This window comes from Mesorhizobium sp. NFR06, from assembly GCF_900115245.1.
In the GTDB taxonomy this organism is placed as follows: domain Bacteria; phylum Pseudomonadota; class Alphaproteobacteria; order Rhizobiales; family Rhizobiaceae; genus Mesorhizobium.
The window spans coordinates 77,678-93,279 of sequence record NZ_FOVT01000014.1 but is presented as its reverse complement, the minus strand read 5'-3'; the positions used below and the strand labels follow the sequence as shown (position 1 = coordinate 93,279).

The window sequence follows — 15,602 nt, the reverse complement described above, 5'->3', positions numbered from 1 at the left end:
TCGCGCGGCGCAATAGCATGCTTCGGCAGAGAAGCAAACCTGCCTGTCGACCAGCGCTGAGGCGGCGCGGCAGCCTCTCGCCTTGAAAAAGCGTCAGTGGCCGTTCGATCCGAACCATGGCGCCAGGAAAGCAAAATGGTCGGGAAACTGCTGCACGGCGCCGCCCAGAAGCATATTCACCGCGACGTAGAGGATGATCAGCAGGCCGATATAGGCTATCCAGCGATATTTATGCAGCAGGCGCGCGACAAAGGATGCGGCAAACCCCATCAGCGCGATCGACAAAGCCAGTCCGATGACCAGCACCGTCGGATGCTTCATGGCGGCGCCCGCGACGGCGAGCACGTTGTCGAGCGACATCGAAACGTCGGCAATGACGATCTGCCAGGCGGCCTGCGAGAAGCTCTTGCGTGGCGCTTTGCCGGCGATCTTGCCATCCTTGTTGTAGTCGCCGTTGGACAGCGCTTCGGTCGCGTCGCGCTCTTCCTCGTGGCTGACGCGCAGTTCGCGCCACATTTTCCAGCACACCCACAGAAGCAGAAGTCCGCCGGCGATGAGCAGCATCGGGCCGATGCTCAGCAACCATTGCGTGATCAGGGCAAAGACGATGCGCAGGACAGTGGCTGCCGCGATGCCGACAAGAATGGCGCGCTTGCGCTGGTCGGCGGGAAGGCCGGCCGCCGCGAGGCCGATCACAATCGCGTTGTCGCCGGCGAGCGCGAGATCGATTGCGACGACCTGGAAGAGAGCTGAAAGGCCCGTGGCAGTGAATATTTCCATAGACTAGAAATCCTTGCCTGAAATGAGCGTCGCCTGTACCGAGACGGCCCTAAAGGCATGGTCCGCGGGCGTCAAGACGCAGGTTTCGGCATCATCCGAAAATGGCTCGTGACGAGCGGGGAAATAGGATTTCCCGATCGGCGACCGATCATGGAACGTCGAAAAACTAGTCGTAGAGATTGTATTTCGCCCAATCCGATTCAGGGATCTCGTCGCCGATCTTGTAGCGAAATTGCAGCACTTCCATGTGGTCCGGCGCCGTCTGGCACTTGAAGTTCAGCCGGTACCATTGCCCCTTGCTGCGGAAGGCGGCGCCAGAACTCCTGATGGCGTCGGCGCTCATCTGCGGCGTGGCGAAGGCGTAGGCCACGACGCGGTCGGCCTTGTAGTTGCGGTCGTCGTGACTGATCCGGTCGAGCACCTCGGCGTCGCAACGCTGCTCGAGACGAGTCTGCGGATCGAGTTTCAAGAGGCCGGCGCGCAACGCGTTGTCCATCGCCTTGGCCGGCCAAACCAGCGCCAACGACGCCAGAGCCATCAGGCAGAGCTTTTTCATGGGCGCGAGAAGCAGCATATTTTGTCTGAGAAATCAAATAAACGCTGTTTCACCGATCGTTGACTGCAAGTGCCGCGCGGGCGAACATCAAGATATATCGGGCTGTAGCTAGAATCGGCGGCTTTCTATGCCGCTTGGTGTGCGCGCGGTGATCTGCGGTAACAGCGGGCTAGAGAGGATAACTGGCGGTGTTTGGCGGAGGGAGTGGGATTCGAACCCACGGTGAACTTGCGCCCACGCCGGTTTTCAAGACCGGTGCCTTAAACCGCTCGGCCATCCCTCCAACTCGTTGCTTTGATTGCGCTTTTCAGCCTTGGCTAAACGGCTGAAATGGGCGGTTACTACGCAACTTGCAACTATTTGGCTTTTCGATCGCTGCTTATAGCTGCCTGCAACGCGGCGTCAACTTGCTCGGTGGCGTCGGCCTGCATTGCCGGCATGACGTGTGAATAAAGGTCCAGCGTGATGCCAACCGTCGAGTTTCCCAAGCGCTCGCTCGCCACCTTCGGGTGAACGCCGGCCGTGGCGACGACCAGGAGCCGTCCTTGGGCTGGTCGAGCAACGTCAAAAAGACGGCCTGCTGCCCACGGTGGCGGGCTTCTCTATTGCTGGGATGTCATTGCGACTGCGGAGGACGACGACTTCGCCTCTACGCGCTCCAGGCAATGTTGGGGGATTTCCGGCCATGTCGCCTTTGTGCATTCATGGTCTACCACAGGTACAGCTTCGCCTTTGATATCGCCCCTGCAACAAAAAGCCCCGGGCGATACCGGGGCTCCATGTTTGTCGTGATCGGCGAAGAGATCAGAACTTGTAGTTCAGGCCGACGCGAACGGTGTGGAAGGCGATCTTGTCCGTCAAAGTGTTGGGGGGGCCAAGGTCGATAACATCTGCCTTGCCGAGATCGGTATAGAGATATTCGGATTTGATCGTCCAGTTGGTATTGATGGCGTATTCAGCGCCGGCACCGACCGTCCAGCCGGCCTTGGTCTTGGAGCCGCTGATTGCTCCATTGTTAATCTCAGTTTCAAAATGGCCGTAGGCGAGACCGCCGGTACCGTAAACCATAAAGCGGTCGACAGGGGTAAAGCCTATGCGAGCACGCAGCGTGCCGAACCAATCGACCTTTGTCTTCAAGAGGGTGACAGGAAAGGAAAGATCACCTTTGATGTCGGCGCCCTGGAAGTCGGTCTCTACGCCATAAACCACTTGGCCGGATTGCCAATTGTAGCCGGCCTGAACACCGCCCAAAAAGCCGCTTGAGCTGACATCGATACTCGTGGGGCTGCCGGTGACCTCGTGTTTGAAGGTGCCGAAACCACCGCCAGCGTTCACGCCGATATAGGCGCCGGTCCAGTCAAAGGAAGCAGCAACCGGCGCCCCCTGAAGTACGTCAGCTGCATAGGCCGTGCCGGTGGCGAGGACGAGCGCGGTAGCAAGAATAATCTGTTTCATTGGTAGCCCCTAAGTTGCCCATGAGTTCATTGCCTCAGGTGAGGGATGGCTAGCTTCCGGATCTGCCAATTGTCAACGCGACACAATCGGAAGATGCAATTATCCCTTCGAGAGATGCGCGGAGGCCACAGCGGAGCACCGCGTTCGTGCTGCCGCTGGCGGAGGGCTGCACGACAAACGCCGACAGGAGGGCTTGTTTCGCAAGTTGCTAAAATTCTCTGTGGCAGAAAAGTCACGCAGCTTGAATATGCCGGGCTTCAACCGCTGCGAGCTTTTATCCAGCTAACCGAGGCGTACCATCGTCGAGGGGCAAAAAGGGGACGCTGCCCCTTAGACTCCTCCCGAACTCGCGCCCGCTGCCTCACGGTGGCGGGCTTTTTCAGTCTAGGCAGAGAACGGCCGGTGAACAGGCTGCTACGCTTTGCAACTAAATGCTACGGACGGGGCGGCACTAAATGGCATCGCCGGCAACTCGATCGGGTTGGCCCGGACGCCTGACGGTCGTGAGCGTCGTGACGCCTGGAAACGAGCTTCGCTGTTCGGCAATCCTCCTGCCTACATCCGCGCCATAATCTCGCCCTGTTGCGGCCATAATCGATTAACATCGTGATAAGCAATTCCTGTGCACAAAGGGATTGGGGATCAAGGTGTTGCCGGCTTCGTGTCGTGGGCCTTTTGCTCCGTAGGATGGCGGCGAGACTGTAGGGGACAATCGAAAACATGCAGACTTCGGCGCGCCCGCGTCTTCGTCGCGCTTCTGCTTTCGCCCTGTGCGCCCTTTCGGGCCTGCTGCTGGCTGCCTGTGCGTCGCAACCTCAACCGAAGGGGATGGTCGACAAGAGGCCCCGCTCCAAGGAATATTTTGCCGAATCCGAATATGGCGTGAAGGCGAGCCCGCGTGTCCAGTTCATGCGGCGCGGCGGCGGCCGCGACCAGCTCGGCAAGCCGTATCAGGTGCGCGGCAAGTGGTACTATCCCAAGGAAGACAGGAAGTACGCAAAAGTCGGCCTGGCGTCGTGGTACGGCGATGCCTTCCATGGCCGGCTGACCGCCAATGGCGAAGTCTATGACACGGCCCAACTCACGGCGGCGCATCCGACCATGCCGCTGCCGAGCTACGCCCGCGTTACCAATCTGGAGACCGGCAGCTCGGTCATCGTGCGCGTCAACGACCGCGGCCCTTATCATGAAGGCCGCATCATCGACGTCTCGGAGCGAGCCGCGCAAATGCTCGACTATGACAAGGTCGGCACCGCAAAGGTGAAGGTCGAATATGTCGGCCGGGCACCGCTCGATGGCAATGACGACCAGTATCTGATGGCATCCTACCATCCGGGCAATAGGCGGCCTGATCCGTCCGACGGCCTGCCGACCGGCGTGATGGTCGCCATGAATGGTCCGTCGCCCAGCATGCAGACGGACGCGCCTCCGGCAGCCGTGCCGTTCCCCGGCCAGTTGACCAATTCGGGCCAGGCGTTCGCCGCGCAGCCGGGGCTGTCGGAGCAACCGGCGATGTCGGCGCAGGCGCCGGGCGCCAGCGACGTCACTTTGCCGGATTTCGGGCCGATCGTGCCGGAGCGGCCGCAGTTCAGGCTGCCGCCGAACTCGCCCTTTGCCATGGCCTCGCTGTCTTACGCGGATGAGCGCGTCAATCGCGCCGACGTCTTCGCCGTCCTCGACAGCAGTGGCATGTCGCCGGCCGACATCCTGCAGTCGTGGAAGAAATCGAACCGGCAGGAGCAGACGCCGGCTCTCGACTATGTCGCGGCCGGCTCCTTCGATGACGCCGCCGAAGCAAAGCGCGTGGCTGCGGCGCTCGAGCCGTTCGGCAAGACTGAAATCCAGCGGACCGAACTCGACGGCAATGACTGGTATGCGGTCAATGTCTATCCGGATGGCCATGGCAGCATCGACGACCTGCTGCAGGCAGCCTGGTCGCACGGGGCGCCGGACGCTTTGGTTGTGCGAAACTGATCAATTTCGCGCGCTCGGTTGGTTCGACTGAAAAAACCCTGATAGCCTGACCGGGCCAAATGCGGCTAACGGGTCGATATTTCATGCTGTTGCGCGCTCTTCCGCCTTTCGCCGCACTTCTGGGATTGGTGCTGATGCTCATTTGCTCCGTTCCGGCGAGCGCGCAGCTTTTCGAGACCAAGGCGACGCAAGCCTTCATGATCGATGCCGACACCGGCACGGTGCTCTTCGCCAAGGACCCGGACAAGCCGATCCCGCCGGCTTCGATGGCCAAGCTGATGACGATGGAAATGGTCTTCAACGCCATCAAGTCGAAGCGCATCACGCTCGACGACACTTTCGTCGTCAGCGAAAACGCCTGGCGCACCGGCGGCGCGCCGTCCGGGACCTCGACCATGTTCGCCAAGCTCAAATCCGATGTCCGCGTCGAGGACCTGATCCAGGGCGTGACGGTGCAGGCCGCCAATGACGGCTGTATCGTGCTCGCCGAGGGCATTGCAGGATCCGAAGCGAATTTCGCCGCGCAGATGACCGATCGCGCGCGCCAACTCGGCCTCTCGAAATCGACCTTCGTCAATTCGACCGGCCTGCCGGCCGACGGCCAGCAGACCACGGTGCGGGAGCTGACGATGCTGGCGCTGCATCTGTGGCGCGACTATCCGGAGTTCTTCCACTATTACGGCCAGCCGGATTTCACCTGGAACAAGATCTCGCAGAGGAACCGCAATCCGCTGATCGCCATGGGCATCGAAGCAGACGGCTTCGTGGCCGGCGCCAGCGAGCAGGCGGGCTTCGGCCTAGTCGGCACCGTCAGCCACAACGGCACGCGCGTGATCGCCGCACTCACCGGCCTGGCGAATGACCGCGAACGCTCGGAGGAGGCGCGCAAGCTGCTCGACTGGGGCTCGCGTTCCTTCCAGAAGACCGAGATCTTCGCCAAGGACGAGGTGGTCGGCGAAGCCCAGGTCTTCGGCGGCGCCAAGTCCGGCCTGGCCTTGAAAGCAAAGGGTGCGGTGGACATCTTTCTGCCGATCGCCAACCGCGACAAGCTGACCGCCAAAATCGTCTACGAGGGTCCGGTGGCGGCGCCGGTCGAGGAGGGGCAACCTGTCGGAGAGCTGCGCGTTTGGATAGGCGACACGCTCAGCCAGCGGACGCCGCTTTATGCCGCCGAGTCGGTGAAGGTTGGGACGCTGCCGCAGCGTGCGCTCGACGCGGCCAAGGAACTCGCTGTCGGCTGGCTGCGACAGAAACATTTGTGATCGGGCAAGTTCGTGGACCTTTTGTCGGACGGGAGCTATGACAGCGGCCAGAACGGGCAAAGGCAGTCTCGATTGGCGAGCGGATTTTTCATCACCTTCGAGGGCGGCGAAGGAGCAGGCAAGTCGACGCAGATCGCGCGGCTGGCGCGGCGCATGCGCGCCAAGAAATACGAAGTTCTGGTCACCCGCGAACCGGGCGGATCGCCCGGGGCCGAGGCCGTAAGGCATGTGCTTCTGTCCGGCGCCGCCGAACCGTTCGGCCCGAAGATGGAGGCAATCCTGTTTGCCGCCGCTCGGTCCGACCATGTCGAGCAGGTCATCCGGCCGGCGGTCGAGCACGGCTCGATCGTGCTGTGCGACCGCTTCATCGATTCCTCGCGCGTCTACCAGGGTGTCACGGGCGGCCTCGATACCGATTTCATGCAGGCGCTGGAAGCGGTCGCCATCAACGGCATGATGCCGGACATGACGCTGATCTTCGACATCGATCCCGCGGAAGGCCTGAAGCGGGCCGCCGCGCGGCGCGGCGCCGGTGACGCCGCCGACCGCTTTGAAAAGGAGACTTTGGCCATTCACCGGCGTCGCCGCGAGGCTTTCCTAGCCATCGCCGAGGCGGAGCCGGAGCGCTGCATCGTCGTCGACGCCTCCGCTGATCCCGATACGGTGGAGCACGTCGTCACCGCCGCCGTCTTCGCGGCGCTGGAAAAGCGGGTGCCGACGCAAAGGAAGCAGACGGCGCCGGCATGATCTTCGAACGCATTGCCCCAGAACAGCACGACACGCTGGACGGCGTGCCCGAACCGGCTGAAACGCCGCGGCTGATCGGCCACGCGTCCGTTGCGGCGATGCTTGCCGCCGCATACCGTTCGGGCAAGCTGCCGCATGCGCTGATTTTTGCCGGGCCGCACGGCATCGGCAAGGCGACGCTAGCGTTCCACCTGGCGCACCATCTTCTGAGGCATCCGGATTTCAAGGTGGCGCCCGACAGGCTCGCCATTCCCGATCCGGCTTCCTCTCTGTCTCGCCAGATCGCTACGGGCGCGCATCCTTCGGTGCTGCATCTCACCCGTCCGGCCAACGACAAGACCAAGAGCTTCAAGACGGTGCTGACCGTCGACGAGATCCGCAGGGTGAGCCGCTTCCTGTCGATGACCTCGCATGACGGCAGCTACCGCATCGTCATCGTCGATCCGGCCGACGACATGAACACCAACGCCGCCAATGCCTTGCTCAAGAATCTCGAAGAGCCGCCGGCGCGCACGCTGTTCATCCTGATCGTGCATGCGCCGGGCAGCCTGTTGCCGACGATCCGCTCGCGCTGCCAGATGGTGCGGCTGGCGCCTTTGGCCGCCGACGAGCTGATGGCGGTGCTGGACAATGTCGAACCGCCGCCGCCGGACGATCCGGCAGCGCGCGCGGCACTTGCCGAGCGGGCAGGGGGCAGCGCCCGTAACGCGATCCTGCTCACCCAATATGGCGGGCTGGAGATCGCCGGCGCGCTCGATGCGCTGGTAGCGGCCAGGAAGCCGGACATTGCCGGCGCCCACCGCCTTGCCGAGGCCGTGGCGGGACGCGATCAGGCGATCCAGTTCGACATCTTCAACCGCCGCGCGCTCGATCTGCTTTCGGCCGCCGCCAGCGAAGCGGCGTTGGCCGGCGATCTCGCCAGGGCCAAAACCCTGTCGGAGGCTTGGCACGAGGCGCTGAACACGATATCTGAGGCCGAGACCTACAATCTCGACAAGAAGCAGCACGCCCTGACCATGATCGACCGCCTGAATTCTGTGATGCGAATGTGACGGCCTCATCAGGATGGCAATCGCCGTCCCGATGCGATATCCACCGCCACAACTCACATTCAGACATTCATGACGGTTCATCCATGTCACGCGACACATTCTACATCACGACAGCGATTTCCTATCCGAACGGCAAGCCGCATATAGGCCATGCCTATGAGCTGATCGCCACCGACGCGCTTGCCCGCTTCCAGCGGCTCGACGGCAAGGACGTGTTCTTCCTGACCGGCACTGACGAGCACGGCATCAAGATGCTGCAGACGGCGCGCAAGGAAGGCGTTTCGCCGCGCGAGCTCGCCGACCGCAACTCGGCCGAGTTCGGTCGCATGGCAACCGCGCTCAACGCCTCCAACAACGATTTCATCCGCACCACCGAGGAGCGGCATTATGCGTCCTCGCAAGCGCTCTGGAAGGCGATGGCCGCCAATGGCGACATTTACAAGGGCGGCTATGCCGGCTGGTACTCGGTGCGCGACGAGGCCTATTACGGCGAGGAAGAGACCGAAGTCCGCGCCGACAATGTGCGTTATGGACCGCAAGGGACGCCTGTCGAATGGGTCGAGGAGGAAAGCTATTTCTTCCGGCTTTCCGCTTATCAGGACAAGCTCATCGCCCTTTACGAAAGCCAGCCCGATTTCATCGGTCCGGCCGAGCGCCGCAACGAGGTGATGAGGTTCGTCAAGTCGGGGCTGAAGGACCTGTCGATCTCGCGCACCACTTTCGACTGGGGCGTGCCCGTGCCGGGCGACGAAAAGCATGTGATGTATGTGTGGGTCGATGCCTTGACAAATTACATCACCGGCGTCGGTTATCCCGATGAAAAAGATGAGAAATGGCGGTTCTGGCCAGCCGACGCGCACATCATCGGCAAGGACATCGTGCGCTTTCACGCCATCTATTGGCCGGCCTTCCTGATGTCCGCGGGCATCCCGCTGCCGAAGCGCGTCTTCGGCCACGGTTTCCTGTTCAACCGCGGCGAGAAGATGTCGAAGTCGGTCGGCAACGTCATCGATCCTTTCACCATGGTGGAGCACTACGGCGTCGACCAGGTGCGCTATTTCTTCCTGCGCGAGGTGCCGTTCGGCCAGGACGGCAACTACAGCCATGAAGCAATCGTCAACCGCACCAACGCCGACCTTGCCAACGGTCTCGGCAATCTGGCGCAGCGTTCGCTGTCGATGATCGCCAAGAACTGCAGCGGCAAGGTGCCAGCGCGCAGCGACCTTACCGAAGCCGACACGGCGATCCTCGACCAGGCCGTCGAGGCGCTCGCCATCTCGCGCCGGGCGATGGCGGAGCAGGGCATCCACCTGGCGCTGGCTGCGATCTTCGGCGTGGTGGCGGAAGCGGATCGGTATTTCGCTTCCCAGGAGCCGTGGGCGCTGCGCAAGACCAATCCGAAGCGCATGGAAACGGTGCTGTGGACGACGGCCGAGGTCGTGCGCCGGGTGACCGTGCTTTGCCAGCCCTTCATTCCTGGATCGGCCGCCAAGCTGCTCGATCTTCTCGCCGTGCCCGCGGGCAGGCGCGATTTCGCGCACATCCATGCCGACCACGCGCTGGTGCCCGGTACGGCATTGCCGGCGCCCGAGGGCGTGTTTCCGCGTTATGTCGAGCAGGACGCCTGATGCTGGTCGACAGCCATTGCCATCTCGACTTTCCGGACTTCGCCGAGGAGCGGGCGGCTGTCGTCGCCCGTGCCCTCGCCGCCGGGATAGGCCGCATGGTGACGATCTCGACGCGCGTAAGGAAGTTTCAGCAAATCCTTGAAATCGCGGAATCTTTCAATGAAGTATATTGCTCGGTCGGCACCCATCCGCACAATGCGGCGGAAGAGCTCGACGTCACCGCTGACGAGCTGGTGCGGCTTTCCGGCCACCCCAAGGTGGTGGCGATCGGCGAGGCCGGGCTCGATTACTTCTACGATCGCGCGCCGCGCGATGCGCAGGCTCAAGGGTTCCGCACCCACATCGCCGCCGCGCGCCGGACCGGCCTGCCGCTGGTCATCCACTCACGCGATGCCGACGACGACATGGCTTCGATCCTCGAGGACGAAACAGGGAAGGGCGCCTTCCCGTTCATCCTGCACTGTTTTTCGTCCGGACGCAGGCTGGCCGAAGTCGGGGTGGCGCTGGGGGGCTATGTCTCCTTTTCCGGCATCCTGACCTTCAAGAATTCCGCAGAGCTGCGCGCCATCGCGGCCGACGTGCCGCGCGACCGGCTGCTGGTCGAGACCGACGCGCCCTACCTCGCGCCGATCCCGCATCGGGGAAAACGCAACGAACCGGCCTATGTTGCGAACACCGCCAAGGTGCTTGCCGAGACCGTCGGCGTCAGCGAGGCCGACATCGCCGATATCACCACCGGAAACTTCTTTAGGCTGTTCACCAAGATGCCGCGTGCTGACATGGCGGCCGGCTGAGCCATGAGCGACCGGCTGCGCTTTACGGTTCTTGGCTGCGGCTCATCGCCCGGCACGCCGCGCATCACCGGCGACTGGGGCAATTGCGATCCTAAGAATCCGAAGAACCGGCGCATGCGCACGGCGGCCTTGGTCGAGCGGATTGCCGCCAATGGCGCGCGCACCACGGTCGTCGTCGACACCGGCCCGGATTTCCGTGAGCAGATGCTGCTCGCCTCAGTCAAGCGCATCGATGCGGTCGTCTACACGCACCCGCATGCCGACCACATCCATGGCATCGACGATTTGCGCGGCTATGTGCACGAGCAGCGGCGCCGCATCGACATCCACGCCGACGAACCGACGATGGAACGGCTGCGCCAGGCTTTCGGCTATTGCTTCGAGACGCCGCCGGGCAGCTCGTATCCACCGATCGTCAAGCCTCACATCATCGATCACGCGGGTCCAGTGGTGATCGATGGCGAGGGGGGCGCCCTCATCCTCGAGCCGCTGCCGCAGATCCATGGCGATATCATTTCGCTTGGCTTCCGCGCCGGCGGGCTTGCCTACTGCCCGGATATCAGCGACTTCCCGGCCGCCACCGCCGAGCGCTTGCGCGACCTCGACACACTTGTGATCGACGCGCTTCAGTACCATACCCATCCCAGCCATCTGTCGCTTGGTCAGGCGCTGGAATGGATTGAGAAGCTGGCGCCAAGAAATGCCGTGCTGACGCACATGCATGTGCCGCTGGACTATGCCGCAGTGATGGCCGAGACTCCGGAGCACGTGGTGCCGGCCTATGACGGCATGGTGATTGAAATCCCTTATGAATCAAAGTGATGGAGCCGATCAGCCAGTCAGCTAAACAAACGAACCCGGACAATGATCAGCTTTGTGACGCTCTTTGCCCGCGACGTCGAACTCACGGCAGAGGTCTATCGCCGGCTCGGGTTCGATTTCACCCAGGAGCAACATGGTTCCGGGCGATCGCACCTGGCAGCCACCAATGTCGGGATCGTGCTTGAAATATATCCGGGTGATGACGCCGTCTCACCGGGGGTTATGATCGGCGTCGATATCGCCGATCTCGACGAGGTGCGCGACAAACTGCTTAGGGCCGAAATTCCGGTGTTGCGAGATATCGATCCTGCCTCAGGTCCGCGCAGCATGATCGCGTCCGATCCGGAGGGCCGCAAGATCTTCATTCGCTCTCGTGCGAGATACGATAGTTCCATAATCTATCTTATGCGACTTTTCTATATGGGCTGCGAAGATGGATGGATGTGTCACGCCGCCCCTTGCCTCAACCGCACCGAGCTCTTGCGCATCAGCGCACTGCCCGGCTACTCGTGAACGTGATCGGCACGATCGTCCGGCAGGCCTAAATCCGGCTTTCCTCATGGCTCCTCAAATCTCTGCACGGATATCTGAATTCATCGAAGCACTTCCGTTGGAGGCGGGACTTCGGGTGCTGGAGATCGGGTGCGGCCCTGGCGTTGCCGCTCGTGCCGTCGCGAAGCGGATCGGTGACGGATTCGTCCTGGCGATTCGATCGTTCGGAGAAGGCAGTCCGATTGGCGCGGGCGGGATCGTCCAATGAAATGGCCGCAGGCAGCCTCGATTTCAGGTGTGTTGCGATCGAGGATTTCGCCTTGAATTCCGGTGACGCTCCCTTCGACATCGCCTTTGCCATGCGGGTCGGCGCGCTTGACGGGCGTCACCCTGAAGCAAGCCAGGCGGCGCTGAAGCGGATCAAGGCCGCGCTGAAGCCGGGCGGCAGGCTCTTCATCGATGGTGGCGATCCTTTGAAGGAAATCGAATTGGGTTGCGGCTTGCGGTCCTAGAAAAACCCTTCGAGAAACGCCGCCGTCTCGTCCGCGATGCCGACGATCTTGTTCGTCGCCTGGCGATAGAACTTGAAATTGAGTTCGGTCTCCGGCCGTCCGTCCTTCCAATCCTTGAACCGCTTGAGCTCGTCACGGCCCAGCCGTTTGATCGCCAGGACGGTGCGGCGGATAGAAACGCTGACCAATGGCGTCTGGCGCTCGAGGTCCGGTCGTTTTGCAATTGCCTTGGAAGAGGTCACCACGCCCCGCGCGACAAGCCCCTGCCCGCCTTCGTTCTCGCTGGCGAACAGGAAGATGACGTCGCCTTCGGCGATGTGCTTGCCGCCATACATGGTTTTGTGGGCGGCGAAGACGAACGTCTCGGCTTGCGGTTCATCGATCTCGGCCTTGATGGCATATGCCATGCCTTATGGCTCCTGGCTGAGGCCGATCCGGTAGCTCAGCACGCGCTGGGCGCCCGGCTCGATCATCATCACGCCCGGCTTATCGGCGAATTCGCCGTCGAAATCGACGGGACTGGCGACGCCGTGCCAGGGCTCGATGCACAGGAACGGCGCGCCGCCGGGCTTGGACCAGATACCCAGCTCGTTGAATCCCTGCCATGATATTTCGATCGCCGGCCCGCGATCAGCGCCATAGCGCACGCTGGTGCTGGCCGGCCGGTCGAGGATGACCGCGTCGTCGTCGAACAGTTTCTCGGAAAGTGGGAGAGTCTTTCCCTCGATGGGCGTAGGTTGCGGTGTTGCCAGCAGCAGGCCGTCCTTGAGGCGGCGGACCGGCGCCGGTTCATCGTCGGCGAAGGTCAGCCGATAGGCTTCCTTGGGCAGTTCGGGCAGCAGCGGCCAGTTGAATGCCGGATGCGCGCCGATCGAGGCCGGCAAAGGTTGGTCTCCGGTGTTGGCGATGTCGAAGGTGACGCCGAGTTGCCGGGGTTTCAGGTCGTAGCCGATGGCCAGGCGAAAGGCGAACGGGTAGTGCGTCCACGTCTCGGCGTCATCCGTCAGCACCAATGTGCAGGAGGTCGGCCCCTGCTCCGCCCAATCAAAACGCCGGTCGCGGGCAAAGCCGTGCTGCGTCATCGGATAGCTTTGCCCGCGATGCAGCAGCCGATCGCCCTTCAGCCGGCCGACGATCGGGAACAGGACCGGCGAATGACGGCGCCAGGCGGAGCCTGCCTGCCACAGAAGCTCGGTGCCGTCCGCATCGCGCAGCGAGACCAGCTCAGCCCCCTGCCCGACGATGGTCGCCGAAATGCCCTCAGCTTGAAGCGTCAGCTGTTCCATGGATCCTCGCGAGGCTGGTGGCGTGCCGGCAAGGCTAGCAAATGCCCGAGCATGAACTCAAGGCTTAGGGCGTGCCGCGCAACCTTGTAGCCGCCCCAAAAAATGGCCGGAGGTTCCCCTCCGGCCACGCCAGATCAGCAGTGTTGCCTGCTACGGTCCGGGTTATTCGCGCTCGCCGGTGAAATTCAGCAGCAGCTGGAAGATGTTGATGAAGTTCAGGTAGAGCGAGAAGGCGCCGAAGACGGCGAGCTTCTGCTGCGATTCTGCATCGAAGTTCTCCGCATACTGCTCCTTGATCGTCTGCGTGTCCCAGGCGGTGAGGCCGATGAAGACGGCAATGCCGATCACCGAGATGGCGAACTGCAGCGCGGTCGAACCGAGGAACAGGTTGACCAGGCTCGCGATCACCACGCCGATCAGGCCCATGATCAGGAAGGACGAGAACTGCGTCAGGTCACGCCTGGTCGTGTAGCCGTAGAGGCTGGTGGCGCCGAACATCGTGGCGGCGATGAAGAAGGTGCGCGCGATGCTGGTCGAGGTGAAGACCAGGAACACGGAGGCGAGCGACAGGCCCATGACCGCGCAGAAGGCCCAGAACATCGCCTGCGCGCTCGCAGCCGACATGGTCTGTATCTTGAACGAGAAGAGCATGACGAAGGCCAGCGGCGCCAGCATCACCACCCATTTCAGCGGGCTGGAGAAGATCGGCACATAGAGTGCTGGCGTCGAGGCCACGAAAAAGGCGACGAGGCCGGTGACGACAAGGCCGAGGCCCATATAGTTGTAGACGCGCAGCATGTGTTTGCGCAGGCCTTCGTCATAGACGGCTCCGGCCTGGGCGCCGGCGCCGACGCGGTAACCCAGATTGGGGGTGTTCATTTGGTTCTCCTTGGTTCTCAGTAGAGCGTCGGTTTCTCAGTAAAGAGTTTTGGCAAGTTTCTCGGCGGCACGGTCGAGATTGCCGGCGTCGCTGCGTCCGACCACCGCATAGGCAACCTCGCCGATCTGGAAATAGGCCGACGAAATGTCGTCGGAGGGCGCGACCGTTGGCTTCACCACATCGAACGTGCCCGGCCTGATAGCGAACAGCGAGACAAGACCGAGGTCCTTGGTCTCGACCGCCACTTCGACGCTTGGCCCGAATTGCGAGGGATAGACCTGGACGTCGCGGATCTTCCAGTCGTCGGGCAGCGACGGCATGACGATCGCGGTCGCGGCGCGGATCTCATCGGCATTGTAGCCTGGCGCTTCCTGCTGCGAGGGCATCGTCTCGCGCACCAAAGTCGTCCGGTGCGCCCTGACCGCATCCTCGACATAGGCCGGCGGCTGCGTCGAGGCGACCACCTTGGTCACCGCGATCGGCCCGAACATACTGTTGGCCAGCCAGCCTGCCGCGACCAGCACGGCGGCGGCCGCGGCTCGCTGCAGCACGGCAAGGATGCGACCCCTGGCAAGCGCTCTTTCCAGCCGTCGCGCCGCTTCGGTGGTGGCCGGACGCGCCATGCCGACGGGACCGGCAAGCGCCACGCGCAGTTCGTCGCGCGTCCTGAGATCGAACATCACACGCGCCGCCACTTCCGGGCGCGCCGACAGGAACGCCTCGACCTCGATGCGGCGGGCGACGTCCAGCTGATCGTCGACATAGGCGTCGAGGTCGGCATCGGTCACGGGATCGACCATGGCAGTCATTGATCGTCTCCCACGATCCTGAGATGGGACCTGGCTTTCAGCGGCGCGCCCTCCTCCATCTCGCGCAGCGCCGCACGCGCGCGGCCGATGCGCGACATCAAGGTTCCAAGCGGCACGCCGACGACTTCGGCGGCTTGCTGATAGGAAAGCCCTTCGATGGCGACGAGATGCAGGGCGGAGCGCTGTTCCTCCGGCAGCGAAAGAAACGCTTCCCGGACCTGCGACAGGCGCACCGAGTGGTCCTGAGATGCCGGCATGCTCTGGTCGGCGACAAGGCCGGCCTGTTCGATGCGCGCTGCCTCGGAGCGGCGCGAACGCATGCGGTCGATGAAGATGTTGTGCACGATCGCCAGAAGCCAGGCGCGCAGATTGCCGCCCGAGCGAAAGGTCGCGCGCCGCTCATAGGCGCGCACCAGCGCGTCATGGACCAGATCCTCGGCGTCAGTGCCGTCGCGCGTCAGCGAGCGCGCGTAACGCCGCAGCGATCCCAACTGCCCGACAATATCGAAGCGTGCCATCGACCGTTTCATGCCCTGTTTACGGAGCATGTGGG

At 62.7% G+C, this 15,602-nt stretch carries 18 protein-coding genes and 1 tRNA gene; 10 read left to right on the top strand and 9 right to left on the bottom strand.

Translation table 11 applies throughout. The features are described from left to right. Positions 1 to 93: 93 nt before the first annotated feature. From F3H96_RS22620 to F3H96_RS22600, 4 genes are all read right to left on the bottom strand, one after another. Positions 94 to 780 (bottom strand): TerC family protein, encoded by a 687-nt coding sequence (locus tag F3H96_RS22620; RefSeq protein ID WP_149803918.1) that lies wholly within the window; start codon positions 778 to 780, stop codon positions 94 to 96. Between the two features lie 166 nt (positions 781 to 946). After that, positions 947 to 1,354 (bottom strand): DUF930 domain-containing protein, encoded by a 408-nt coding sequence (locus F3H96_RS22615; RefSeq protein ID WP_188131497.1) that lies wholly within the window; start codon positions 1,352 to 1,354, stop codon positions 947 to 949. Between the two features lie 175 nt (positions 1,355 to 1,529). After that, positions 1,530 to 1,619, bottom strand: a tRNA-Ser gene (locus tag F3H96_RS22610). A 521-nt stretch (positions 1,620 to 2,140) separates the two neighbouring features. Further along, entirely contained in the window at positions 2,141 to 2,791 is a 651-nt protein-coding gene (locus F3H96_RS22600; protein WP_149803917.1) for an outer membrane protein, read from the bottom strand. A 720-nt stretch (positions 2,792 to 3,511) separates the two neighbouring features. On the opposite strand from F3H96_RS22600, the gene F3H96_RS22595 reads away from it, so the two are divergent. From F3H96_RS22595 to F3H96_RS31225, 10 genes are all read left to right on the top strand, one after another. Next, positions 3,512 to 4,765, top strand: coding sequence for a septal ring lytic transglycosylase RlpA family protein (locus tag F3H96_RS22595; protein ID WP_149803916.1), 1,254 nt, complete (start codon positions 3,512 to 3,514; stop codon positions 4,763 to 4,765). Between the two features lie 83 nt (positions 4,766 to 4,848). Further along, the gene (locus F3H96_RS22590; RefSeq protein WP_149803915.1) at positions 4,849 to 6,027 is read left to right on the top strand and encodes a D-alanyl-D-alanine carboxypeptidase family protein; all 1,179 of its coding nucleotides are present in this window, start codon (positions 4,849 to 4,851) and stop codon (positions 6,025 to 6,027) included. Between the two features lie 72 nt (positions 6,028 to 6,099). Continuing rightward, positions 6,100 to 6,774: a dTMP kinase gene (tmk, locus tag F3H96_RS22585; protein ID WP_149803914.1), complete on the top strand. Its 675-nt coding sequence runs from the start codon at positions 6,100 to 6,102 to the stop codon at positions 6,772 to 6,774. Then, on the top strand, positions 6,771 to 7,826 hold the full coding sequence (locus F3H96_RS22580) for a DNA polymerase III subunit delta' (protein WP_149803913.1): 1,056 nt from the start codon (positions 6,771 to 6,773) through the stop codon (positions 7,824 to 7,826). Before tmk ends, F3H96_RS22580 begins: the two co-directional genes overlap by 4 nt. 83 nt (positions 7,827 to 7,909) lie before the next feature. Next, positions 7,910 to 9,454 (top strand): methionine--tRNA ligase, encoded by a 1,545-nt coding sequence (metG, locus tag F3H96_RS22575; RefSeq protein ID WP_149803912.1) that lies wholly within the window; start codon positions 7,910 to 7,912, stop codon positions 9,452 to 9,454. Then, on the top strand, positions 9,454 to 10,248 hold the full coding sequence (locus tag F3H96_RS22570) for a TatD family hydrolase (RefSeq protein ID WP_149803911.1): 795 nt from the start codon (positions 9,454 to 9,456) through the stop codon (positions 10,246 to 10,248). Before metG ends, F3H96_RS22570 begins: the two co-directional genes overlap by 1 nt. A 3-nt stretch (positions 10,249 to 10,251) precedes the next feature. Next, entirely contained in the window at positions 10,252 to 11,070 is an 819-nt protein-coding gene (locus tag F3H96_RS22565) for an MBL fold metallo-hydrolase (protein ID WP_149803910.1), read from the top strand. Between the two features lie 42 nt (positions 11,071 to 11,112). Then, on the top strand, positions 11,113 to 11,583 hold the full coding sequence (locus F3H96_RS22560) for a VOC family protein (protein WP_149803909.1): 471 nt from the start codon (positions 11,113 to 11,115) through the stop codon (positions 11,581 to 11,583). Beyond that, the gene (locus F3H96_RS31635; protein ID WP_348530080.1) at positions 11,504 to 11,830 is read left to right on the top strand and encodes a hypothetical protein; all 327 of its coding nucleotides are present in this window, start codon (positions 11,504 to 11,506) and stop codon (positions 11,828 to 11,830) included. The genes F3H96_RS22560 and F3H96_RS31635 overlap by 80 nt, the downstream gene beginning before the upstream one ends. Continuing rightward, complete coding sequence (locus tag F3H96_RS31225; protein ID WP_244620108.1) at positions 11,805 to 12,074, top strand: class I SAM-dependent methyltransferase; 270 nt, start codon at positions 11,805 to 11,807, stop codon at positions 12,072 to 12,074. The genes F3H96_RS31635 and F3H96_RS31225 overlap by 26 nt, the downstream gene beginning before the upstream one ends. Here the strand turns inward: F3H96_RS31225 and F3H96_RS22550 are convergent. From F3H96_RS22550 to F3H96_RS22530, 5 genes are all read right to left on the bottom strand, one after another. After that, a complete protein-coding gene (locus F3H96_RS22550) occupies positions 12,071 to 12,481 on the bottom strand; it encodes a hypothetical protein (RefSeq protein WP_149803908.1) in 411 nt (136 codons plus the stop codon). The two genes, F3H96_RS31225 and F3H96_RS22550, sit on opposite strands and share 4 nt — an antisense overlap. Before the next feature lie 3 nt (positions 12,482 to 12,484). Continuing rightward, entirely contained in the window at positions 12,485 to 13,360 is an 876-nt protein-coding gene (locus F3H96_RS22545) for an aldose 1-epimerase family protein (protein WP_149803907.1), read from the bottom strand. A 162-nt stretch (positions 13,361 to 13,522) separates the two neighbouring features. Continuing rightward, complete coding sequence (locus tag F3H96_RS22540) at positions 13,523 to 14,239, bottom strand: Bax inhibitor-1/YccA family protein (protein ID WP_149803906.1); 717 nt, start codon at positions 14,237 to 14,239, stop codon at positions 13,523 to 13,525. Between the two features lie 36 nt (positions 14,240 to 14,275). After that, positions 14,276 to 15,049, bottom strand: a complete 774-nt coding sequence (locus F3H96_RS22535) for an anti-sigma factor (RefSeq protein WP_149803905.1) — start codon at positions 15,047 to 15,049, stop codon at positions 14,276 to 14,278. Beyond that, the gene (locus F3H96_RS22530; protein ID WP_244620107.1) at positions 15,046 to 15,567 is read right to left on the bottom strand and encodes a sigma-70 family RNA polymerase sigma factor; all 522 of its coding nucleotides are present in this window, start codon (positions 15,565 to 15,567) and stop codon (positions 15,046 to 15,048) included. Before F3H96_RS22530 ends, F3H96_RS22535 begins: the two co-directional genes overlap by 4 nt. Positions 15,568 to 15,602 lie beyond the last annotated feature (35 nt).